Below are 21,860 nucleotides of genomic sequence, written 5' to 3' on the forward strand. Positions count from 1 at the left end.
GTTCGATCGGGTCGATTCACAGTAGGCGTTAAGCCAGAACCAGACCTTAGGGGACCATGATGGACCTGATCCGAATCATCTTCGCGATACTGCTGCCTCCGCTGGGGGTGTTTCTACAAGTCGGCTTCGCGGGCGCCTTCTGGCTGAATATCCTGCTGACCCTGCTGGGTTACATCCCGGGGATCATTCACGCAGTGTGGATCATCGCGCGACGCTGAGTCGGACGTTGGTACAAAGCCCGGCCATTCAGCCGGGCTTTTTGTGCTTGTAAGCGGGGCGGTGTAAAGTCCACGGTCGACCGCGTGCGTGAGGCTATCTCACGCGAATCACTTTGAACTTGACGGGATCGGAGCGTTCGTTTCTGCGACGCAGCTCCCGCGCTGCCGTGGGTCACTGCCGCTGCGCAGCACCTGGGAAGGAACCAGATGGGCAACTCTTTCATCGATCAGAACCACTTCAGGCGCATCCTCAACCGCAACGTGGCGGTTCCCCTCGGGTTCGGTTTCCTCAGTGCGTTTTTTTTCAGCGTCATCGTCTATTTCCTGTTGAACGTCAGTCATTGGGTAGAGCGCTCGGTGCTGGGTGTGTCCTACGCCCATGAGATGCTGAAATCGATCGGCGAGCTGGAAGCCTCGATGCGCGGCTATCTCGTGGCCGGCGAGGAGATTTTTCTCGAGCCCTACCGCAGCGAATTACCGGCATTCGGAGACCAGCTCCGGAAGATCAGGCGATACGCAGAAGATGATCCGGTGCAGCTGGGACGTATCAAACGCGTCGAGGAGCTGCATGACCAGTGGGTCGGGTTCGCCGAGGAGGCGATCACCCGTCGCGCGCGGAACGAGCCGGTCTTGGACTACGTGCGAAGCCAGCGCGGACTGGAACTCAAGCGAGAGCAGCGGAGACTGCTCAACGATTTCATCGCCTATGAACGACAGGTTCGCGCCGAACGCACCGATACCGCAGAGTTGGTCACCACCGCGCTGATCGGCGGTTTTCTGCTGTTTAGCCTGATATTCAGCGGTCTGCTGGTTTACTTCGGGCGGCGCGATCTGCTCAGCCTGTCGGATAGCTATGCGCAATCGCTCGAGCAACAGCAGGCGCATGCCGCGGCGTTGGAACAGCAGGCCTGGTATCGCACCGGCCAGACGCTGCTCAGCGAGTCGATGCTCGGCGAGCAAGGGTTGACGACCCTGGGGCAGAACATTCTCAGTTTTCTCGCGCGCTACCTCGACGTGGCCGTCGGGGCGCTTTACGTCGTTCAGGACGGCAAGCTGCAGCGGATCGCGGAGTTCGGTTGGGACAAGGACAAGCTGCACAGCGATCGCACCCTGGTGCTCGGCGAGGGGTTGGTGGGGCAGGTGGCGCTGGAACGTCGGATGATGGGCCTGGACAGCTTGCCGGCTGGGTACCTGAAGGTCAGCTCGGCGCTGGGCAGCACCGATGCCAGGTCCGTGCTGATCGCTCCGGTGGAAGACAGCGGCATGCTCAATGCGGTGTTGGAGATTGGTTTCCTGCGGCCGTTGCGAGATGACGACAACGAGTTGCTGCGGCGCGTCAGCGGCAGCATCGGCTCGGCCATCGAAGCCGCGCGCTATCGTCAGCGGCTGCAGCGAGCCCTGGCCGAAACCCAGCAGCTCAACGAGGAGTTGCAGGTGCAGCAGGAAGAACTGCGCGCCGCCAATGAGGAACTCGAAGAACAATCGAGCGCGTTACGCGAATCGCAAGCACACATGGAAGAACAGCAGGCCGAGCTGGAACAGACCAACGAGCAGCTCGCCGAGCAGGCTCTGGAGCTTGCGCGGCAGCGTGACGAGATGGATCTGAAGAATCAGCGTCTGCATGAAGTCCAGCTGATGCTTGAGGAACGTGCTGACGAATTGCAACGCGCCAGCCGTTACAAGTCGGAATTCCTGGCCAACATGTCCCATGAATTACGTACGCCGCTGAACAGCTCGCTGATTCTCGCCAAGCTGCTGGCCGACAACCCCGAAGGCAACCTGCGCGACGACCAGGTGCAGTTCGCCCGTTCCATCTACTCGGCCGGCAACGATCTGCTCAACCTGATCAACGATATCCTCGATATCGCCAAGGTCGAGGCCGGCAAGCTCGACGTGCGTCCTGAGCTGGTCATCCTGGCGCGAATGGTCGACGGGCTGAAGAGTCTGTTCCTCGCCCAGGCGCTGGACAAATCGCTGCAGTTCGACGTCGAGCTGGGCGATGGCCTGCCGGCCAGCCTCTATACCGATCGTCAGCGGCTCGAACAGGTGCTCAAGAACCTGATGGCGAATGCCTTCAAATTCACCGAAAAAGGCTCGGTCACCCTGCGCGTGACGCGGCATGACGATCGTCAGCTCGCCTTCGCCGTGCAGGATTCAGGTATCGGTATCGCCAAGGACCAGCAGGCGGTGATCTTCGAAGCGTTCCGCCAGGCGGACGGCACCACCAATCGGCGTTACGGTGGGACCGGCCTGGGGTTGTCGATTTCCCGCGAGCTGGCTCAACTGCTGGGCGGCACCATCGAAGTGCACAGCGAACCAGGCGCCGGCAGCGTGTTTACCCTGATCGTCCCGGAGCACTACAGCGAGCCCGTTGCCGATGAGTCAACGACGCGGTTGCCGCCTCCGTCTCTGCCGGAGTCGACCGCCGCTGCGGCCCAGCCCCAGTCCACAGCGCTGGCGGCCGCACCGGCATGGCTAGGCGAACCGTCGGTACCGACGCTGGCTGACGATCGCAACAGAGCACCGTTCAGCGAGCGCTCGGTGCTGGTCATCGAAGACGATCCGCATTTTGCCTGCATCCTGCGCGACCTCGCACACGAGCTGAAGTACAACTGCCTGATCGCGCAAAGCGCCGATGCCGGTTTCGACACCGCCGTGGAGTATCGCCCCGATGCCATCCTGCTGGACATGCGACTGCCCGACCATTCCGGCCTGACCGTGCTCGAGCGTCTCAAGGAAGATCCCATCACCCGGCATATCCCGGTGCATATCGTCTCCGTCGAGGACCGCAAGGAGGCTGCCCTGCAAATGGGGGCAATCGGCTACGCGGTCAAGCCGACCAGCCGAGACGATCTCAAGCAGGTCTTCAGCCGGCTGGACGCGAAGTTGGCGCAGAAAGTGAAGCGCATCCTGTTGGTCGAGGACGATGCCCGGCAGCGCGAAAGCGTGTCGCGGCTGATCGAGGACATCGACGTCGAAATCACCGCGGTGGAATTCGGCGAGCAGGCCCTTGAGCTGCTGCGCTCCACCGTTTTCGACTGCATGATCATCGACCTCAAGCTGCCTGACATGGATGGTTACGAGCTGCTCGAACGCATGGCACGCGAGGAAATCTGTTCTTTTCCACCGGTCATCGTCTACACCGGGCGCAACCTGACACGCGACGAGGAAGCCGCGCTGATGAAGTATTCGCGCTCGATCATCATCAAGGGTGCGCGCTCGCCGGAGCGGCTGCTCGACGAGGTCACGCTGTTCCTGCACAAGGTCGAGTCGGACATGCCACCAGAGCGGCAGAAGATGCTCAAGAGCGTGCGCAGCCGTGAAAAAGCCTTCGAGGGCCGCAAGATCCTGGTGGTCGATGATGACGTGCGCAACGTCTTCGCGCTGACCAGTGCGCTGGAGCAGAAGGGTGCGCTGATCGAGATCGCCCGCAACGGTCACGAAGCCATCGCGCAGTTGCAGAGCGTCGATGACATCGACCTGGTGCTGATGGACATCATGATGCCCGAGATGGACGGCTTCACTGCTATGCAGGAAATCCGCAAGGATTCGCGCTTTGCCAAGCTGCCGATGATCGCGGTGACCGCCAAGGCCATGAAGGACGACCAGGACCGTTGCCTGGTCGCCGGTGCCAATGATTACCTGGCCAAACCCATCGATCTCGATCGCCTGTTCTCGTTGATTCGCGTCTGGTTGCCTAAAGTGGAGCTGCTGTGACATGCCCGAACGCTCCCAGGCCATCGAGCTGAAGCTGCTGATCGATGCGATCTATCTGCGCTACAGCTACGACTTCCGCGATTATTCCGGCGCCTCACTCAAGCGCCGGATACTCTTGGCGCTGAAGCAAATGCGCTGCGATAGCATTTCGGAGCTGCAGCACAGAATCCTCTATGATCCGCAGACGTTCATGGAGCTGCTGCAATTTCTCACCATCCCGGTGAGCGAGATGTTTCGCGATCCGAGTTATTTCCTGGCGCTGCGCGAGCATGTGGTGCCGGTGCTGCGTACCTATCCGTCGTTGAAGATCTGGATCGCAGGTTGCAGCACTGGGGAAGAGGTCTACTCGATGGCGATCCTGCTCAAGGAAGAGGGCTTGCTCGAGCGCACCATTCTCTACGCTACCGATATCAATCCGCGTTCGCTGGAGCAGGCGCGCCGGGGTATTTTCGATATCGGCGACATGCGTCAGTACACCGAGAACTACCAGCGTGCCGGCGGCAAACACAGCCTCAGTAACTACTACACTGCAGCCTATGATTCGGCGATCATGGATAAGTCATTGAAAGAAAAGGTGACTTTTGCCGATCATAGCCTGGCGACGGACAGTGTGTTTGCCGAAACCCAATTGGTTTCCTGCCGCAATGTCCTGATCTACTTCAACAAACCATTGCAGGATCGGGCCTTTGGCCTGTTTCACGATTCTCTGTGTCACCGCGGTTTTCTCGGGCTGGGCAGCAAGGAAACCGTGGAGTTCTCCGGCTACGCTGGACGCTACGAAGCGTTCGACAAGCAGGAAAGGATCTTCCGTAAGCTATGAAACTTAGGGTCATCGACACTTCAACCAATCCCCTGGTCCGGCGCATCGATGCCGTGGTGATCGGCGCCTCCGCGGGTGGTCTGGCCGCGTTGAGTATGTTGGTCGAAGGGCTGACGAGCGATCTGCGCCAGCCGCTGTTGATGGTCCAACACGTGCCGCCGAGCGGGCCGACTCAATTGGCTGAAATCTTTCAGCGAAAGACGGCACTGCGGGTCAAGGAAGCGGATGACAAAGAAGTGGTGCGCGGTGGGACCCTGTACTTCGCGGCGCCTGGTTACCATTTGCTGGTCGAAGCGGATCTGTCCCTGTCGCTCAGCCAGGACGATGCGGTTCATTTTTCTCGTCCCTCGATCGACGTGCTGTTCGAGTCGGCCGCCGATGCCTGGGGCGATCGCGTCGCCGGCATCCTGCTGACCGGCGCCAATGAAGATGGCGCTGCCGGCCTGGAGGCGATCAGGCGCTCCGGCGGCGTCACCATCGTTCAGGATCCCGAGGAAGCCGAGGTTCCGACCATGCCGCTTTCCGCACTCCAGCGCTTTGCGCCGGATTACATCTTGCCCTTGCGCGATATCCATAATTTGTTGCGCGAACTGGAGTGACCCATGCCTGACCACACCGATGAAGCGAACCTGCTGATCGTCGATGATTTGCCGGAAAACCTGCTGGCGCTGGATGCCATTCTCAGGAGTCCGGGCGTTCGCGTTCATCAGGCTGAATCGGCGGAGCAAGCGCTCGAGCTGCTGTTGCAGCATGAGTTCGCGTTGGCCATTCTCGACGTCCAGATGCCTGGCATGGACGGCTTCCAGCTGGCAGAGCTGATGCGTGGTACTGAGCGCACCAAGCACATCCCCATCGTTTTCGTCAGCGCCGCGGGTCGCGAATTGAATTACGCCTTCAAGGGCTACGAGAGCGGTGCGGTGGATTTCATGCACAAGCCTCTCGATACCCATGCGGTGCGCAGCAAGGTCAGCGTGTTCGTCGATCTCTATCGCAATCGCAAGCGAATGGCGCGTCAACTCGAAGCGCTCGAGCTCAGCCGCCGGGAGCAGGAGGTGCTGCTCAACGAACTGCGCAGCACCAAAGCTGAACTGGAAGACGCGGTGCGCATGCGCGATGACTTCATGTCGATCGTTTCCCACGAGCTGAAAACGCCGCTTAACACGCTGATTCTCGAGGTCCAACTGCGCAAGCTGCAGCTTGGCCGAAACAATCTCGCTGCCTTCACTGAAGACAAGCTGCGGCAGATGGTCGACAAGGACGAGCGGCAGATTCAAAGCCTGATCCGCCTGATCGACGACATGCTCGATGTGTCACGGATCCGCACCGGAAAGCTGTCGATCCGCCCCAGCCGCGTCGATCTGGGCAAGCTGACCGCCAGCGTCGTGGAGAACTTCGCGCCGCAAATGGAGGCCAGCGGCTGCACGCTGCTGTTCCAGCGCCCGGAGCCGATCATCGGAGTTTGGGACGAGTTTCGTATCGAGCAGGTGCTGGCGAACCTCCTGACCAATGCGATGCGCTACGGTGCAGGCAAGCCGGTGCAGGTCAACGTTAGCGCCAGCCCGACGACTGCCTGTATTGAAGTGCGCGACCAGGGCATCGGCATCAGCCAGAACAGTCTCGAACGAATCTTCTGCCAGTTCGAGCGCGCCGAAGGCAGCGAGAGCAGTGCCGGGCTCGGGCTTGGATTGTTCATCGCCGAGCAGATCGTCAAGGCGCACGACGGTCGCATTCAAGTGGAAAGCGAAGAGGGCAAGGGCGCGCTGTTTCGCGTCCTGCTGCCGCTGAACGCCGAGGCCTGAGGCGGCCCCGGCCGGCCTTTCAGCGCCAGGTTAGTTGCGGCCAGCCCCTGGCCTCGGCTTGCTCGCGCAGCAGCGGGTCGGGGTTCACTACGTAGGGATGCGCCACCTGCTCGAGCAGCGGCAGGTCGTTGATCGAGTCGGAGTAAAAATGCGCGCCGTCCAGCGATTCGCCGGCCGCGTCGGCCCACTCGCGTAGCCGTGCCACCTTGCCCTCACGGTAAGTCAGAACCCCCCGTGTATTGCCGCTGTAGAAGCCGTGCTGCTCCTCCAGTTGGATCGCCAGCACCTCGTCGATACCGAGCCGTTCGGCGACGGCTCCGACGAGAAATTCCGCTGAAGCGGATATCACCAGAATGCGGTCACCGGCTTTGCGATGCTCGGCGATATGGCGCATAGCATCGCTGTAGATCAGCGGTTCGATCACGTCCTCGACGAACGGCCCGACCACATGGGCGACCTCTTCGGCGGTGCGGCCCACCAGCGGTGCCAGGCTGAACGCCATGTAGTCCTCCATCGCCAGCCGGCCGAACGCGTACTCGGCCATCAATTCGGCGTCCTTGCGCAGGAAGGATTCAGCGTCCACCCAGCCGATCTTGGCCATTTCCTGCGACCAGAGGCTGGCGCAGTCGCCGTCGATCAACGTTTCGTCCAGGTCGAATATCGCCAGTGCCATCAAGCCACCTCGTGAATTGCGGAAGCGTCGATGGTAAGGCCTACCTGGCGGCCGTGGGGATGAAGATCGGCGGCGGAGCGATTGAGCACGTCCACCAATAGCTCGACGCCACGCGCTTCGACCCGATAGCGGATCACATTGCCGAGCAGACTGTGACTTCTGATCACGGCCGCGATCCGGTCGCTACCCTCGGCTGCATTGACGAGAGCGATGGCCTCCGGACGGATCGCCACCTGAGCGTTGATCGGACGCTGCAGTAGTCGTGAGGCCACGTCTGCCGCGAGCAGGTTGTAGTTACCGATGAAGCCCGCCGCAAAGGCATCCACCGGTGATGTGTAGAGCGTCTCGGCGTCGGCGCTCTGGACGATCCGCCCGGCGTTCATCAACAGGATGCGATCCGAGAGGGTCAACGCTTCTTCCTGATCGTGGGTGACGAAGATGGTAGTCAGCCCCAACTCTTTCTGGATGGCACGGATCTGTTCACGCAGATGCTTGCGGATGCGCGCATCGAGCGCCGACAAGGGTTCGTCGAGCAGCAGTAGGCGAGGACGTGTGACCAATGAGCGTGCCAGTGCCACACGCTGGCATTGCCCGCCCGAGAGCTGGCTGGGGTAGCGTCGGGCAAACTCGCCGAGCTCGACCATTGCCAACACCTCGTTTACCCGCCGGGCGCTTTCGTCTCTGGCGACCTTCTGCATGCGCAGGCCGAAAGCGACGTTCTGCTCGACCGTCATGTTGGGGAACAACGCGTAGCTCTGGAACACCATGCCGATCTGGCGCTTCTGCGGTGAAAGCGGCACCAGATCCTCCCCGTCCAGCAGGATCTGTCCGCCGTCGACTTCGGTGAGCCCAGCGATGCAGCGCAGCAGCGTGGACTTGCCGCAGCCAGACGGACCGAGCAGCGTGATCAGCTCGCCCTTGGCGACTTCGCAATCGATATCGCTGAAGACCTGGGTGTCGCCAAAGGCTTTGTGCAGGCTGCGGATGGAAAGGTAACTCATGGGATGTTCCTGTCTAAAAAGCCGCTGCAGTGGTTAAGATGGATCGGGTGGCGTTCCGCGTCAGCCCACGGCTCTACGAAGCCGTCGTGCCGGGCGTTTCGTAAATCGTCAGGACCTGTCTCGGTTCAGCCGGGTCGCCGCCCAAGTGAACACCAGCACGAAGAAAAAGTAGGAAATCACCAGCGCACTGTTGAAGTGGCCGCTGCTGTTTTTCATGTTGTTCAGGTACACCTGTAGGGTTTCGTAGCGCGTGCCCACCAGCAGATTGGCGAACACGAATTCGCCGAACAGAAACGAGAACGACAGGAACAGCGACACCATCAGTCCCTTGCGCAGGTTTGGCAGCACGACAAGGAACGCCGCCTTCCAGGTGCTGGCGCCAAGCAGGTGGGCGGCGTCCATCAGGTCGCGCAGGTTGATCGCCTGCAGGTTGTTGCTTATGGCGCGGTACATGAACGGCAGCGCGATGGTGAAGTAGGCGCCGATCAGGATCCAGGGTGTGCCGACCATCGCCAGCGGCCCCGAGCCATAAAGCTGCAGCAGCCCGACCGAGGACACTACCGGCGGCACCGCGAAGGGCAGCAGGATCAGGATGTTCATTAGCCCGTCGAGCTTTGGGAAGTGGTAATGCACCACGAACAGCAAGGGCAAGATCAGCACCACGGCCAGCGCCAGCGCACCGAAGCAGACCAGCAACGACTGACCGAAGGCATGCAGGAAGCGCTCGTCGCTCCACAACTGCAGGTACCAGTCGATGGTCAGGCCATCGGGCAGGATGGTCGCCGACCAGCTACTTGATATCGAATAGAGGAAGGTCGCGGCCAAGGGCAGCAGCAGGATCAGGAACAACAGCCAGACCACCACGCGGTGGTAAAGCAGGCCGCGCCGGGCTTCAGCGGCTCGCATGGTAGCTCCTCTTCAGCAGCAGTTGGTGCGCCACGGTGATCACTGCCATCAGTCCCACCAGCACCATCGCCAGGGCGCTGGCCATATTCGGGTCCAAAGAGATATCGCCGGAAATCATCGCCGCGATACGGATCGGCAACACGTTGAAGTTGCCGGTGGTGAGGTAATAGACGGTGGCGTAGGCGCCGAGCGCGTTGGCCAGCAGGATGACGAAGGTGCCGAGCAGCGCGGGCGTCAGGACCGGCAGGCCGATGTAACGCCAGTAGCTCCAGGTGCCGGCTCCGAGCAAGGAGGCCGATTCGCGCCAGTCTTCGCGCAGCGCGTCGAACGCCGGGTAGAGCAGCAACACGCCCAGCGGAATCTGGAAATAGGTGTAGAGCACGATCAGGCCGGTCTTGGAGTAGAGATTGAAGTCCTCGATGATTCCGGCCTGCTTCAGCAGGATCGTCAGCGCTCCGTTGAAGCCGAGCAGGATGACGAAGGCGAACGCCAGCGGTACGCCGGCGAAGTTGCTGGTCATGTTGGAGAAAGCCATGACGAAGTCGCGCAGTTTCGAGTCAACCTGGCGCAGCGAGTAGCTGCCGAGAATGGCGATGACGATACCGAACAGGCTGGACCAGAAGGCGATCTGCAGGCTGTGCTTGATGGCCTGAAGATAGAACTTCGAGCCAAAGATCTTTTGAAAATTGGCCAGGCCCCAGCTTTCAGGTGTGTTCAGGCTGTGGACCGTCACCCACAGCAGCGGGGAGATCTGGAAGGCGAAGAAGAAGAGCGCGAAGGGCAGCAGGCAGAGCAGCGCCAGATGCTTGCCGCGCGCTGGTCTGCGGCCGACCGTGGTCGGAGCAGCATGTTCGCGAATGGCCGCGGTCTTGAGGTTGTTCTCAAGCGGCGCGGTCATTTCAGCAGCTCCCGGCATGCCGGCTTGTCATGCGACACGCCGAGCAGTTCGCACAGGGTGCCGCACAGCTCGGTCTGTTTCGGTCGGGCACCCGGATCGAGGCTGAATGCCGAACCCAGTACGAACAGCGGCACCTCACGTTCTTCCGGCAGCAGGCCGTTGTGGGAGCGATCGCTGTTCATGCCGTGGTCGGCGGTGATCAGCACCTGATAGCTATCATCCAGCCAGCGTTGCAGATACTCGGCCAGCAGAACATCAGCGCGGCGCGCGGCGTTGCGGTATTGAGGCGAATCCAGGCCGTGCTTGTGACCGGCGTCGTCGATGTTCATCGGGTGCACCAGCAGGAAGTCGGGGCTGAGCCGCAGCCGTAGGCTTTCCGCGTCGGCAAACAGGTGCGAATCCGGATAGTGATCTTCGTAATAGAAATGGCCGTGCTGTATGGGCAGCTCCGGGGTCTCGCTGTGACGGTCGCGTGCTGCATGAAATGGTGCGCGGTTGTACAGCTCGCTGACCCAATGGTAAGCCGCGGCCGCTGTGATCAATCCGGCATCACGGGCGTAGTGGAAAACGCTGCGCTCGGTGGATAGCCGCACCACATCGTTGTGCACGATGCCGCTCTCGATGGGCGGAACGCCGGTAAGAATGCACTCGTAGAGCGGTCGGGACAGCGCCGGCAGTTCGCATTCCAACCGGTACAAGGCGCCCCGCCCGGCCATGCACCAGGCATGCAAGTGTCCCATGGCATGTTCGGCCACCGAATAGCTCAGGCCGTCGAGGATCACGAGGATGGCTTTGCTCATGGGACGTTCCTGTTAACGGCGATCCGTAGACCGATAGGGTAGGCCGGGCGGCGCTCCGCTTTAGCCCAGCCCTCTCGGGGCCGGTGGGCGAGCCGTCACTCCATTTCGATGATCACGCTTTCCTGCCACTGCTGCGGCAGCGCCTTTGACGTCGCTTCCCAGGCTTCGGCGTTCTCGATGGGTTTGACCTTGGCGTACTGCTCGTTCGGCAGCAGCTTGGCCTGCACCTCGGCCGGCAACGTCAGATGCTCGGCCCGAATAGGTCGCGCATTGCCCTTGGCCAGATTGATCTGCCCTGCGTCGGAGAGGATGTACTCGCGCGCCAGCTTGGCTGCGTTGGGGTGCTTGGCGTACTTGTTGATGATGGTGGTATAGCCGGAGATCACCGAGCCATCGGATGGGATCAACACTTCGAAGCGGCTTGGGTCGATCTGGTCTCGGTAGGACAGGCCATTGAAGTCCCAGACCACGCCCACTTCCACTTCGCCGCGCTCCAGCGTCTGGATGGTCGGGTTCGACAAGGATAAGCGGCCCTGCTTGGCGATCTCGGCAAAATAGTCCAGGCCCGGCTGGATATTCGTCTCGTCGCCGCCGTTGGCGATGGCAGCCGCCAGCACGCCATTCACCGCCTGCGCGGCGGCACTGACGTCACCGATGGCGACCTTGTACTCGCCATCTTTGAGCTCGGCCCAGGAGGTTGGCGCCTTGTTGACCAGCTGCTTGTTGATGATGAAGGCGATCGAGCCGGTGTAGGCCAGCATCCAGTGACCGTCCTTGTCCTTTGCCCAGCCCGGGATCTGCTCCCAGGTGCTCGGCTTATATGGCTGGGTAACGCCCTGCTGCACGGCGATCGGTCCGAACGCCGCGCCGACGTCGCCGATGTCGGCGGTGGCGTTGTCTTTCTCAGCGGCGAACTTGGCGATCTCCTGGGCCGAACTCATGTCGGTGTCCATGTGCTTGAGGCCGTACGTCTTCTCCAGGTCCTGCCAAGTGTCTTTCCAGTTGGCCCAGCTGTCCGGCATGCCGACGCTGTTGACCTCAGCTTCCGCGCGAGCCGCCTCTTCGAGGCCTTTCAGGTCCGTTTGTGCAGCGTTCGCCGATGTCGCCAGGGCGATCGCTGATCCCAGCAGTGAAGCCAGCAGCAGTCGTTTCATCAGAAGCTCCTTTCGCAGGTTGGTCTAGGTCAGCAAGACTGAAGCCAATCTAGGGGGTGCAAATGACATTTTGATGTCGATGCCTCCGCCGCCGCCTCTTGGGGGCGACACCGCGACAGGAGTGCCGTAGCAAGCCTAGCTCAGGCTGGGAACCTTGCGTGGCGTGGCTCTATCGAAATCCGCCGATACGCTTGGAAGGGCCAAAAACAACCGTTGTGGGACCCGCTTTCCGTACCAATGTCACGCGGCAGTCATTTGGCTTGCCTAACCTGCAAAGCGTTTGCGGTTGCAAAATGCGAGAGCAAGCGCTCTGTTCTAGTGCTGGACTAGTCCAGTTGAGGAGAAAGTGATGCGTGACGAGGCACCGCGGGCGGTTACGGCAATCTGTCGGTCCTTGCAGGAGCAGATCGCCCACGGATTGCTGCAGCCTGGCGGGCAGCTGCCATCCGAGCGCAAACTCAGCGAGCTCTTCGATACCACGCGCATCACGCTGCGAGAGGCGCTGGGCCAGCTCGAGTCGCAGGGTTTGATCTATCGGGAGGATCGCCGTGGCTGGTTCGTTTCACCGCCTCGGATCGCCTACAACCCGCTGGTGCGTAGCCACTTCCACGCCATGGTCCATGAGCAGGGTAGGCTCCCGGCAACCGAGATCTTGTCCGCCCGGTTGGTGCCCGCCGCAGCGGAAATCTGCGCCCGACTGGGATTGCCTGCGCTGTCCGGCGTCATCCAGATCCGCCGCGCCCGACGCATCGATGGTCGTCTGGTGCTCTACGTCGAACACTATCTGAACCCCAGCTACTTCCCAGGCATCCTCGACTATGATCTGACCTGCTCGCTAACCGAGCTGTATGCCAGCGAATATGGCATCCACTACGGCCGCGTCCGCTTCGACATGGTCCCCACCGCCCTGCACCCCGAAGCCGCCACGACCCTGCGCACCGCCCCCGGCAGCCCCGCCCTACGCATCACCCGCCTCAACCGCGACCAACATGATCGGTTGATCGATTGCGATGTGGAGTATTGGCGGCACGATGCGATTCATGTGTGTGTGGAAGTGCCGGAGTAGATGGGGCTTTTCCGATCAGGGTGAGTAACGGCTGGGTAATCAGACTTCCAAACCGCGTTCACGCTCCAAGTCGATCAGCCGTGTGGTTGGGCCATTGGGTTGCAGCCGTTCGGTGACGATCTGTGGCCAGCGGTTGCGCGAACGGCGCTTGGCAACGTTGTAGGTGAACTCCTGAATCCAGTCCATAGGGTAGAAAAAAATGTGGCCCACAAACAGTGCGGCGTCGATACCGCTCAAGTAGTTCTTGCCGCCCGCTGCGGCTTTTTTTTCCGCAATGGTTTGGCGTGTATGCGCGAGAAAGCCGGTGGGTTTCATATGGGCGGCGAGCATGGATTTGACGTAGGCATCGGACTCGCTGCGCTGGCCGTTCTCGTCAAACCAGGGGCCATTGTCCATATAAGCACGCAGGTATTCCCAGAAGCCCTTCTGCATTTGCAGGGTCTTGCCCATGGGCAGACCCAGGGAAACCAACAGAGCGTTGTCCGGTTCGCCCAGGCGGCGTACCAGGATTTCCAGCGAGGCATTGCGCATGCCGCCGGTGTGCGGGCCGACCATGACAAATTCGCCGGCCAGCGCCTGAATGCCGTCCCAGGGGCTGTGGTACAGCTCACCGTTATGGTCGAAATAGACCTCGCGAGTGCGGCGGTTGAACAGAATGGGTAAGGGGAGCGGGCGGCGTGTTTCCCAAAAAAAAGGTAGTAGAAAACAAATAAATGCAAAAGGGAGTGCGAGCATAACGCCATCCCACTCACCTCTAACTGCGAAAATCAGGGCGAAAACGCTCATTACAATAGAAACACTTCCTCCCAATACGCCAGTGGCCAGCCCTCGATCTGTATCCCCCCCGGCCTTCAGTGCCAGGTAGTGCTTGGTATGTTCGTCGGTGACGAACATTTCCCAAGGTCTTTCCCCAGTGGTCTGGTCTGCGCGCAGCACCACACTGGGGGCTTGTCCAAAACGGGCGCGAGCTAGCTGGATCAGGTCGCTTACAGCCATGCGAGTTCCTTGATTTCAATGGGTGGCAGAGTCAGACCCTCGACGGGGGAGTAGGACAGCTCGCCGCTGATGGCATTCAATTCGCGTCCATCTTCCTCATGGTAGACGCGGCGGTAGACAGCCACGCCGGGCTCCACCTTGACCCGAGTGCCGCCGTGGCGGTCAAAGTCGCTACCGGTCCACTCCACAGGCTTGCGTGCGCCACCAAGGCCGAAGAAGCCACCCCAAATTTCCGTACCCTTGAAGTGGATCATAGTGTCGGCCAACGCATCCTTGCCGGGCAGGCGTAGCAACAGGTAGGTAATCTGCTGCATGCCGCGATATGGGTTCAGTTCATTGAGGCGGTAGGCCTGAAAGGTGATGGGGAAGACGATCTCGTACAACTCGGTCATCGATTGCTCGTAGCTATTGGCCCAGTCGGCGGGACGGGTGCCGAAGCGGGTGTGCTTGACCCAGGCCTCGAGAGGGGTGTCCAGGGTATATTGCCGCGCAATTACACCGCCGACGATCAGGATGGTGACCCCCAATGCTCGGGCCGCCAAATGCGGCGCTGCACTTACGCCTCTGCCTAAGGCTGCGGCCTCGCCGGCGATCACCGCCGCCCGAGCGGCGCGCACGGCCCGGAAGGTTTTCACATACAGCACCAGATTGGTACCCGAGGCGAGGCTGAGACCGGCATTGATGGTGGCGGTATCCAGATCTCCAGCTTTGTATGCGTCCAGAGTTTCGATGCCATAGACCAGTACATCGAAGCCCGAGGTAACCGATTGCAAAAAGGCAGTTTTGGCACCAACATTTAAAGCCCTTGTCAATGCTGTTTGGGACGATAAGGAATGCGTACCTGCGATCTTAGTAGTTGCCTCCCAGTCAACCTCGGCGACTTTTTGTAAAGTGGCCGAAATGGCGGAAGCAATGCCGACCGTACCCGCAGCAGCGGAAAATGTTGTTTTTAAGTTTTTATCCTGAAGAAACTGTCCTCCACCCCACACAAAATTCACCCCCGCCACCAGCGCTACCAGACACTTGAGCGGCGCCTTTTCCAGCGCCCCTTTGCTGAGACCGAGCATATCCTTCAGGTTGGCATCCGCTGCCAGGTGGCCGCTCAAGGCAGGTAGATTTTTGGCTGGCAGCAGCCGGAAGAACGGCAGAGCGTCGCTTACCGCGATGCTTAGCTGCGTGGGTTTGAGCCGAGCCGGCAGCTTCGGCCTTGTGCTCATCAGATCGCTCATCCACTCGCCCAGTTGACGCTGGCTGACCACTTCGACGGCCAGCCGCTGTTGGCTGCGCGCCAGCGCGGCCGCCAAGTAGAGTTGCCCGGCAGCTTTGGCTTCTTCATTGGAGCGCTGCAGGCCGAACCCGGCAATGGGCGCCAGGGCGGCAAACAAGGCTTCAAGTACAGAGCCTTGAGTGTGCTTGGCCAGCTTCTCTGCGGCTTTGTTGAGCAGCTCTGCCATCTGACGGGCTTCGTCCAGCAAGTCTGCACCGTTGCTTTTTACGCCGTCGGCGAGCCCGGTCAGCGCGTTGATTTCTCCCACGCCCAGGCGTTTGCCCAGCCCCAACAGCGACCATAGCAGCCAGGGTTTGCCGGTTTGTTCGTGGGGCGTCAGGGCGCTGGCGATGGCCTTGGCGCCCGGGCTGGTGGCCGATGGGCCGAGGCAGGCGGCGGCGAAATGCAGTTCCAGCGCCGTACGTGCGCCGGCTTGGCTGATATCGAAGTGGCCGCAGGCCGTGTCCAGGCTGGCCGGCCCGGTCTTCGCCAAGGTGTTGAACCAGTCCGCCCAGAGGCTACTGAGGTGGCGAATATCGGCAGCATGGTCGTCCTCTTCTTGCGTTTGCTCCTGCCAGGCGGCCCTCAGTTTCGAGTAATCGGTGATGCTGCGTAATTGCCCGCCGATTTGCCGGTCGCTCTCGGCCAGAGACTTGAGCACGCCGGCGATGGCCCAATCTTCACCGCGTATTTCGCGGGTGATGTTGAAGGCCTGCTGGCGGGCGCGGACCAGCTCGGCCAAGTCGAGCAACACGCCCCAGGGATCGTCGAGCAGGGCATAGGCCTGCTGTTCGCAACGCTGCATGTCGCCGAGCAGACGGGGCCAGGCGGGTCGATGCGCGGTGGAGGGTTCGCAGCTCCAGCCGTAGCCGTTAGCGTCCATGTAGTCGCCGATTCGCTCGTGAATGGTACGGGCGGGGCCGCTGAAAGGTGCGGCACCAGGGCTTATTTCGCGCATCACCCGTTGGCGTACATCAGGCTTGGTCTTGGCCGCGGCAAACTGCGCGTCGCTCCACTGAGTAGGCGACCAGGCCAGCATGGCGTTCTCGCCCGCGGGCAGTAGCAGATAGGGCAGGCTGCGCCCATCGATAACTTTGCCGGCGCGCGGGGTCTGCGCCAGGGTGGCTTGGTTGACGCGGTACTCAACCAGCTTGCTCAGGCCGCTTTGCCAGACGTACAGCCAACCGTCGCGTAGCAGCCGGGCGGTGTAGTTCAGAGGCCGCCCCTGTAGCTCCAGGTTTTGTGCGTCATCGCCGAGGTAGGGGAACGTACCCTGCAAGGGCGGCAAGCCGTAAGCGCTGGTGTCTACCGCCAGCGTCGGGCCGAGGGCATAGCGCAGTGGCAGCACCGCGCTGAGCAGTGGGCAGGCTGCAGCGGACAGTGGGGTCGAGCGGGACGCTTGGGCGGTCATGTGTCCACATCCTGTGTCGTGTCGTCTTGGCTTGCCAGCGCCTGCAGAAGAGGCCAATCAAGCGTCAGCTGGGCGTCTATACCCTGGTCGGCGACGGCCATATCCTGTTGCGGCTGCTCATTGTGCCAAGCACAGACGACGCCGACCTCATGGCGAAGCCAGATGCGCTCGACACGATGCCAGAAGCCTTCGGGCCACTGGGTCTTCGCCAACCAAGCGCGGTATAGCGGACGAGCGTCGCCCAGACGCAGCCAGAGCTCACGACCATCCGGCGCAAAGACTCGCGCTCGGCGTTGCATGATTCGGTAGAGGTCATCCACCGACACATCGCTCTCCAACCAGACGCCATCCAGTATTTCGCTGCCGGTACTCCAAGCTTCATAGGCTGCGCTGCCAATGGGCGCATCCAGCAGGATGGGACCGGCGTCGGCTATCGGTTCGTAGGGTGTGCCGAGCAATAACGGCCGGGGCTGATGGCTTGGGAACTGTTGGTAGAGCCAGGCAAGCGAGTTTTCATAGCGGGCGCCGTCCAATAGAACGGCTCCGCTGCCGAGGGTGCCGGGAAGACTCATACCTTGTCCTCCACTGAAGCCTTGGCTGCCTCGCAAACTTCGCAGATACCCGCTTGTGTGCTGCGAAACAGAAGATTTTGTTTGACCAGTGCTTCCAGAGGAATCCCCGCCTTATCCGCATCCGCCGGTTTGAGTTTGCCCGGCCGAATCGGCACCGCTCCAGTGCCACTACCCGGACTACCACCCGAATTCATCCTGATCACCGGCCCCACCAGCGTCACGCCGCTACCGTCGAGCTTGATAAGGCTGCCTGCGGCCCTGAAGGTCAGTTCGCTGCCGGCTTCGAGGACGACCTTGAGGCCGCTGGAGAGGTGGATTTCGTTGCCGGCTTCGATGAATTGGCCGGTGCCGATCTTCACGTGTTGGTTGTTGCCCACGGTCAGGTGGTCGTTGGCTTTGACTTCGCTGCGGCGATCGCCATGGGTGGTGCGGTGTTCTTCGGCGCGGAATTCGCTGTAGCTGTTGGCTTCGACGGTGTCATGGCGTTCGTGGCCGATGCGGATTTTCTGGTCGTGCTCGATGTTTTCGTCCCAGTCGCGTTGGGCGTGGAGGTAGATCTGCTCGGCGCCCTTGCGGTCTTCGATGCGCAGTTCGTTGTAGCCGTCGCCACCTGGACTGCTGAGGGTTTTGAAGACGCTGCGGGTCTTGTTCGCAGGCAGGTCGTAGGGAACCGCATTCTCCTTGTGGTAGAGACAGCCGGTGATCAGTGGCTGGTCGGGATCACCCTCAAGGAAGGTGATCAGTACTTCCATGCCAACGCGGGGAATGGCGATACCGCCGTAATGGTCGCCGGCCCAGCTCGATGAAACGCGCAGCCAGCAGCTGGTTTTGTCGTCGGCTTGGCCGTGGCGATCCCAGAAGAATTGCACCCTTACTCGACCGTATTCGTCGCAGTGAATCTCTTCACCGGCTGGCCCGGTGACAACCGCACTCTGGCTGCCAAGGATGCGTGGCTTGGGGTGGTTGAGAGCGGGGCGGAATGGGACGGCCCACGGCGTGGCGGTGAAATGGTTGCGATAGCCTTGGTAGAAATCGGTGCTGGCAAGAGCCCCTTCACCGCAGCCTTCGTCCCGGAGGGGAGAGTGGGTCGGAACGTGCAGGCTGGACGCGTTGGCGACCGACTCCTCCAGTACCTGCGGTTGTTTGCCTTCGTGATGAATTTCGGTGAGCAGCCATAGCTGATTCCAGTCACCGCGCGGATGATCGCTGAGTGAGAGGAAGTGGCCGCTGACCAGCTTCGGCTGATCGCTATCGCCCTCGGCCAGTTCGAAATCGTGGCGGTGGCGTTCCAAGGCGCGGCGGGACAGGTGTTTGCCACGCTCGCGATCGACGAAGCGCCCTGGGTAGACGTAGTCCTCGAGGTCGGGCTGAGTGCCGCTCTGAGCCGCCGCCTCCATCGTCAGACGTGGCTTTTCGAAATCGTAATCACGACGGGTGACGCGGCCGGTACGGGTTTCGATGCGCACCCCGAAGCGCTTGATTACCGGCTCGTCGGCGACCAGGCCGCTGTCCTGCTGATACGCGGCCGGCGTAAGGCTGGGAAATACCGTCTGGTCGTCGCCGAAAACCAGCATATGGCCGGATTCGCTGTGTCGGAAATGGTAGTGAATACCTTCTTCCTCGCAGAGGCGCTGGATGAATTGCAGATCGGTTTCGTCGTATTGAACGCAATAGTCTCGCTCGGGGTAGATCACCGGACCGAGGTCGAAACGATGACTGTCGCCGGCGAGAATGCCGTGCTCCTCCAGGACCTGGGCAATGATCCGCGGCACCGAGAGGTGCTGGAAGATGCGCTGGTTGGTCCGGTGCGCCAGATAGGCAAGCCTCGGGACAATGATCAGCTGGTAGCGCGTCAGGCGTTCGCCGGACTCGCCTTGGGCGGCGCGATAGACCTGGCCGTGGATGCCGCCACCATCCCTGGCGAATGTCAGGAACGCGGACTGCTGAAGCAGGCTTTCTAGATCCAGATCCGGACGCTCGCTGACCAGCTCCAGTTCGAAGCGGTAGGGCTGGCTGATGGCTTCTTTACCGCTGAATTCGAGCACTTGAAAGTCATGCTCGATGCCTTCGATGTGCAGGGAAAAGTGCTTTTGATTGGCGGGGGCGAACATCCTTGTTCCTCCTGGATCCGTCCATGGTGTGCGCCAGGGCGCATGCGGGGGTTTGATGTACCACGCATCGACGGCGTTGCGGTGCGCTGGGTCGCGCATTGTTTCGCCGCGGTTTCAATTTCTATTACTGCTTCGCAAAAAAGCTTCAGCCGGGACGTGCCCGGCCAAAGCCATTGATGCGGTGATCGCCTTAGCTGGCGATCGGGGTGCGCCAGTCGTCGGAGCCGGAAGTACCGGAGACTTCGTGGGTCCAGACGATCTTGCGGTAGGTGAAGTACACGTCTTCCAGGTGGGTGAAGTGCGACATGTTCGGATCCTGGCAGTTGGGCATGCGCGACTGCACGTCGACGATCACCGCATCTTCCAGTTCGATGGTGAAGTAGTGTTCCTGGGTGCCGGTGGACGAGGTGCGGTACCACTCCAAGCGGCATTTGTTCAGACGCTCACCGGAGGTCAGAGCGTTGAAAATCAGCGGCGACGACTTGTCGAACACCTTGGTGATCATCAGCGGCTTGTGCACGCGCTGGCCGGTGGGCTGGCCCGATTGCGGATCGCGCGGAATGATGACCTGATGCTGGAATGCCTGCACTAGGATCTGGTCTTCGTGTCCTTCCTGGAAGATATTGCCGACCGAGTCCTCGGTGAAAGTGCCTGCAGTGATCAGGCCTTGCTTGGTGCCTTCGAGGGAAAGATACGCGGGTGTTGGCATGGGTGCTCTCCTTGCTTCGTTGAATGCCGGAATGGCTGATCAATTCGTACAAGGAGCATGCCACCTAAATAAAACACATATTTATCAAATGCTTGCGTCTTTACTTGGAGAGCGTTCGGCTGACCTTGCGGGGCGCTTCACATTTAGTTGGGCAACATCCTGCCGACTCTGTGCAAGGTTTGGCGCATAGAGACGGCAGGCCCGTCACCACGGGCTGGGACGCCCGCAGAGCTGTCTCGGCAGGCGGTGCTTTGCGCAGTATTTTGCGCAAGGCCAAGGCTCAGGAGGAGCAACTGATCTCCAGATGCTTACCCCATTCTGGTGGGCGCTCCGCGTAGCGATCCATGCCGGGTTGCTCGTCGAAGGGGCGGCTGAGCACGGCATGCAGTTCACGAACCGGGCCGTAATCGCCTGTTTCTGCGGCCTCGATTGCCTGCTGGGCTAGATAGTTGCGCAGGATGTACTTCGGGTTGACCGCATGCATGCGTGCTTGCCGCACGGTCTGGTCGTCCCCTTCACGTTGAGTGCGCTGGAGGTAGCCCGCGGCCCAGTCGTCGAACGCTTTGATGTCGATGAAATCCTCACGTAGCCGAGCCAGGGCCTGCTCGGGTGAGTGATCGCCGAGTTCGCGGAAGAAGTTCGTGTAGTCGATGGAGCTGTCCTGCATCAGTTGCAGCAGACGCTGCACCAGCGCCTTATCGTCGTCCTCGGCACTCCGAAAGCCTAGGCGCCGGCGCATCAGGTCGAGCCAGGCGGCTTCGTAGATTGGCAGGAACAGGTTCATCGTCGCGCGCAATTGCTCGATCGCGATAAAGGGCGTCAGCGCCTGGGCCAGTGCGGCCAGATTCCAGTGTGCGATGGGCACCTGATTCTCGTAGGAATAGCGTCCGGCGTCGTCGGAATGGTTACAGATGAAGCGCGCATCGAAGTCATCGAGGAACGCGTAGGGGCCGAAATCGAAGGTGATGCCGAGGATCGACATGTTGTCGGTGTTCATCACTCCGTGGCAGAAGCCATAGGCCTGCCAGTAAGCGATCAGCTCGGCGGTGCGCTCCAGCACTTGGCGGAAGAACGAGTGGTAAGGCTCGGGGTGCTCGAGGCAGTCGGCGAAGTGGGATTCGACGACGTGATCGAGCAGCTGCTTCAGTTCGTCGTGCTGCTTGGTGTAGTAGAAGAATTCGAAGTTGCCAAAGCGTACGTGGCTCTGGGCCAAACGCAGCAGCATGGCGCCGCGCTCCTGGCGTTCGCGATAGACCGGCGTATCCGAGCCTGTTACGCAGAGCGCGCGCGAGCTCGGGATACCCAGCGCGTGCAAATGCTCACTGGCGAGGAATTCGCGAATAGATGAACGCAGCACGGCACGGCCATCGCCCATGCGCGAATAAGGCGTCTTGCCCGCGCCCTTGAGGTGTAGATCCCAGTGCTCGCCGGCCTCGTTGACCACCTCTCCGAGCAGCAGGCCACGACCGTCGCCCAGGCGCGGGTTGTAGCTGCCGAACTGGTGACCGGAGTAGACCATCGCCCGCGGTTCGGCGGTGCTCCAGAGTTTGTGACCGGAAAACAGCTCGGCGAACAACGGATCGTCAGCCACTGCCGGATCGAGATCGAGCAGCGCCATGGCCGCTTCGCTGGCGATCACCAGGCGCGGTGCCTCCAGCGGCTGCGGCGTCACTTCGGTGGAGAACACGTCGCCCAGTCGAGCGAAGCGGTTGTCGAAATTCAGCTCGGTGAGAGTCTTCACA

18 protein-coding genes are annotated in these 21,860 nt (G+C 61.0%); 6 read left to right on the forward strand and 12 right to left on the reverse strand.

Going from position 1 to position 21,860, the window contains the following annotated elements; translation table 11 throughout:
* Nucleotides 1-59 precede the first annotated feature (59 nt).
* The 5 genes from ACL0K2_RS15930 to ACL0K2_RS15950 all read left to right on the forward strand — a co-directional run bounded on the left by ACL0K2_RS15930 (nucleotide 60) and on the right by ACL0K2_RS15950 (nucleotide 6,554).
* Complete coding sequence (locus tag ACL0K2_RS15930; protein ID WP_003286662.1) at nucleotides 60-218, forward strand: YqaE/Pmp3 family membrane protein; 159 nt, start codon at nucleotides 60-62, stop codon at nucleotides 216-218.
* Nucleotides 219-425: 207 nt separating this feature from the next.
* Nucleotides 426-3,935: a response regulator gene (locus ACL0K2_RS15935; protein WP_413042998.1), complete on the forward strand. Its 3,510-nt coding sequence runs from the start codon at nucleotides 426-428 to the stop codon at nucleotides 3,933-3,935.
* Between the two features lies 1 nt (nucleotide 3,936).
* Nucleotides 3,937-4,755 carry a CheR family methyltransferase gene (locus ACL0K2_RS15940; protein WP_413042999.1) on the forward strand — a complete coding sequence of 273 codons (819 nt, stop codon included), beginning with the start codon at nucleotides 3,937-3,939 and terminating at the stop codon, nucleotides 4,753-4,755.
* Nucleotides 4,752-5,354 (forward strand): chemotaxis protein CheB, encoded by a 603-nt coding sequence (locus tag ACL0K2_RS15945; protein ID WP_413043000.1) that lies wholly within the window; start codon nucleotides 4,752-4,754, stop codon nucleotides 5,352-5,354. The genes ACL0K2_RS15940 and ACL0K2_RS15945 overlap by 4 nt, the downstream gene beginning before the upstream one ends.
* 3 nt (nucleotides 5,355-5,357) lie before the next feature.
* Entirely contained in the window at nucleotides 5,358-6,554 is a 1,197-nt protein-coding gene (locus ACL0K2_RS15950) for a hybrid sensor histidine kinase/response regulator (RefSeq protein ID WP_045163916.1), read from the forward strand.
* Nucleotides 6,555-6,573: 19 nt separating this feature from the next.
* Here the strand turns inward: ACL0K2_RS15950 and ACL0K2_RS15955 are convergent, their stop codons facing one another.
* From ACL0K2_RS15955 to ACL0K2_RS15980, 6 genes are all read right to left on the reverse strand, one after another.
* Nucleotides 6,574-7,227 carry an HAD family hydrolase gene (locus ACL0K2_RS15955; RefSeq protein ID WP_045163915.1) on the reverse strand — a complete coding sequence of 218 codons (654 nt, stop codon included), beginning with the start codon at nucleotides 7,225-7,227 and terminating at the stop codon, nucleotides 6,574-6,576.
* Nucleotides 7,227-8,228: an ABC transporter ATP-binding protein gene (locus tag ACL0K2_RS15960; RefSeq protein ID WP_413043001.1), complete on the reverse strand. Its 1,002-nt coding sequence runs from the start codon at nucleotides 8,226-8,228 to the stop codon at nucleotides 7,227-7,229. The genes ACL0K2_RS15955 and ACL0K2_RS15960 overlap by 1 nt, the downstream gene beginning before the upstream one ends.
* A gap of 108 nt (nucleotides 8,229-8,336) precedes the next feature.
* Nucleotides 8,337-9,134: an ABC transporter permease gene (locus ACL0K2_RS15965; protein ID WP_413043002.1), complete on the reverse strand. Its 798-nt coding sequence runs from the start codon at nucleotides 9,132-9,134 to the stop codon at nucleotides 8,337-8,339.
* On the reverse strand, nucleotides 9,121-10,032 hold the full coding sequence (locus tag ACL0K2_RS15970; RefSeq protein ID WP_413043003.1) for an ABC transporter permease: 912 nt from the start codon (nucleotides 10,030-10,032) through the stop codon (nucleotides 9,121-9,123). Before ACL0K2_RS15970 ends, ACL0K2_RS15965 begins: the two co-directional genes overlap by 14 nt.
* Nucleotides 10,029-10,832: an alkaline phosphatase family protein gene (locus ACL0K2_RS15975; protein ID WP_413043004.1), complete on the reverse strand. Its 804-nt coding sequence runs from the start codon at nucleotides 10,830-10,832 to the stop codon at nucleotides 10,029-10,031. The genes ACL0K2_RS15970 and ACL0K2_RS15975 overlap by 4 nt, the downstream gene beginning before the upstream one ends.
* A gap of 95 nt (nucleotides 10,833-10,927) precedes the next feature.
* A complete protein-coding gene (locus ACL0K2_RS15980) occupies nucleotides 10,928-11,986 on the reverse strand; it encodes an ABC transporter substrate-binding protein (protein ID WP_413043005.1) in 1,059 nt (352 codons plus the stop codon).
* 349 nt (nucleotides 11,987-12,335) lie between these two features.
* On the opposite strand from ACL0K2_RS15980, the gene ACL0K2_RS15985 reads away from it, so the two are divergent.
* Nucleotides 12,336-13,052 (forward strand): UTRA domain-containing protein, encoded by a 717-nt coding sequence (locus ACL0K2_RS15985; RefSeq protein ID WP_045163910.1) that lies wholly within the window; start codon nucleotides 12,336-12,338, stop codon nucleotides 13,050-13,052.
* Nucleotides 13,053-13,091: 39 nt separating this feature from the next.
* Here the strand turns inward: ACL0K2_RS15985 and ACL0K2_RS15990 are convergent, their stop codons facing one another.
* The 6 genes from ACL0K2_RS15990 to selO form a co-directional block, all read right to left on the reverse strand.
* A complete protein-coding gene (locus ACL0K2_RS15990; RefSeq protein WP_413043006.1) occupies nucleotides 13,092-14,048 on the reverse strand; it encodes a hypothetical protein in 957 nt (318 codons plus the stop codon).
* Nucleotides 14,039-16,726, reverse strand: coding sequence for a toxin VasX (locus tag ACL0K2_RS15995; RefSeq protein WP_413043007.1), 2,688 nt, complete (start codon nucleotides 16,724-16,726; stop codon nucleotides 14,039-14,041). Before ACL0K2_RS15995 ends, ACL0K2_RS15990 begins: the two co-directional genes overlap by 10 nt.
* Nucleotides 16,723-17,298 (reverse strand): DUF4123 domain-containing protein, encoded by a 576-nt coding sequence (locus ACL0K2_RS16000; RefSeq protein ID WP_413043008.1) that lies wholly within the window; start codon nucleotides 17,296-17,298, stop codon nucleotides 16,723-16,725. Before ACL0K2_RS16000 ends, ACL0K2_RS15995 begins: the two co-directional genes overlap by 4 nt.
* Complete coding sequence (locus tag ACL0K2_RS16005) at nucleotides 17,295-19,409, reverse strand: type VI secretion system tip protein VgrG (protein WP_413043009.1); 2,115 nt, start codon at nucleotides 19,407-19,409, stop codon at nucleotides 17,295-17,297. The genes ACL0K2_RS16000 and ACL0K2_RS16005 overlap by 4 nt, the downstream gene beginning before the upstream one ends.
* A 190-nt stretch (nucleotides 19,410-19,599) precedes the next feature.
* Nucleotides 19,600-20,118: an Hcp family type VI secretion system effector gene (locus ACL0K2_RS16010; protein WP_021206448.1), complete on the reverse strand. Its 519-nt coding sequence runs from the start codon at nucleotides 20,116-20,118 to the stop codon at nucleotides 19,600-19,602.
* A gap of 280 nt (nucleotides 20,119-20,398) precedes the next feature.
* Nucleotides 20,399-21,859 (reverse strand): protein adenylyltransferase SelO, encoded by a 1,461-nt coding sequence (gene selO, locus ACL0K2_RS16015; protein ID WP_413043010.1) that lies wholly within the window; start codon nucleotides 21,857-21,859, stop codon nucleotides 20,399-20,401.
* Between the last annotated feature and the right edge of the window lies 1 nt (nucleotide 21,860).

It is taken from the genome of Pseudomonas sp. YJ42 (assembly GCF_047225135.1).
Classification (GTDB): Bacteria; Pseudomonadota; Gammaproteobacteria; order Pseudomonadales; family Pseudomonadaceae; genus Stutzerimonas; species Stutzerimonas stutzeri_E.

Excerpts from the sequence above, each read along its gene's own strand:
- ACL0K2_RS15950 (WP_045163916.1), top strand. The coding sequence starts at position 5,358 with ATGCCTGACCACACCGATGAAGCGAACCTGCTGATCGTCGATGATTTG.
- ACL0K2_RS16005 (WP_413043009.1), bottom strand. The coding sequence starts at position 19,409 with ATGTTCGCCCCCGCCAATCAAAAGCACTTTTCCCTGCACATCGAAGGC.
- ACL0K2_RS15945 (WP_413043000.1), top strand. The coding sequence starts at position 4,752 with ATGAAACTTAGGGTCATCGACACTTCAACCAATCCCCTGGTCCGGCGC.
- ACL0K2_RS15985 (WP_045163910.1), top strand. The coding sequence starts at position 12,336 with ATGCGTGACGAGGCACCGCGGGCGGTTACGGCAATCTGTCGGTCCTTG.
- ACL0K2_RS15940 (WP_413042999.1), top strand. The coding sequence starts at position 3,937 with ATGCCCGAACGCTCCCAGGCCATCGAGCTGAAGCTGCTGATCGATGCG.
- ACL0K2_RS15930 (WP_003286662.1), top strand. The coding sequence starts at position 60 with ATGGACCTGATCCGAATCATCTTCGCGATACTGCTGCCTCCGCTGGGG.
- ACL0K2_RS15955 (WP_045163915.1), bottom strand. The coding sequence starts at position 7,227 with ATGGCACTGGCGATATTCGACCTGGACGAAACGTTGATCGACGGCGAC.
- ACL0K2_RS15975 (WP_413043004.1), bottom strand. The coding sequence starts at position 10,832 with ATGAGCAAAGCCATCCTCGTGATCCTCGACGGCCTGAGCTATTCGGTG.
- ACL0K2_RS15960 (WP_413043001.1), bottom strand. The coding sequence starts at position 8,228 with ATGAGTTACCTTTCCATCCGCAGCCTGCACAAAGCCTTTGGCGACACC.
- ACL0K2_RS16010 (WP_021206448.1), bottom strand. The coding sequence starts at position 20,118 with ATGCCAACACCCGCGTATCTTTCCCTCGAAGGCACCAAGCAAGGCCTG.
- ACL0K2_RS15990 (WP_413043006.1), bottom strand. The coding sequence starts at position 14,048 with ATGGCTGTAAGCGACCTGATCCAGCTAGCTCGCGCCCGTTTTGGACAA.
- ACL0K2_RS16000 (WP_413043008.1), bottom strand. The coding sequence starts at position 17,298 with ATGAGTCTTCCCGGCACCCTCGGCAGCGGAGCCGTTCTATTGGACGGC.
- ACL0K2_RS15935 (WP_413042998.1), top strand. The coding sequence starts at position 426 with ATGGGCAACTCTTTCATCGATCAGAACCACTTCAGGCGCATCCTCAAC.
- ACL0K2_RS15995 (WP_413043007.1), bottom strand. The coding sequence starts at position 16,726 with ATGACCGCCCAAGCGTCCCGCTCGACCCCACTGTCCGCTGCAGCCTGC.
- ACL0K2_RS15980 (WP_413043005.1), bottom strand. The coding sequence starts at position 11,986 with ATGAAACGACTGCTGCTGGCTTCACTGCTGGGATCAGCGATCGCCCTG.
- ACL0K2_RS15965 (WP_413043002.1), bottom strand. The coding sequence starts at position 9,134 with ATGCGAGCCGCTGAAGCCCGGCGCGGCCTGCTTTACCACCGCGTGGTG.
- ACL0K2_RS15970 (WP_413043003.1), bottom strand. The coding sequence starts at position 10,032 with ATGACCGCGCCGCTTGAGAACAACCTCAAGACCGCGGCCATTCGCGAA.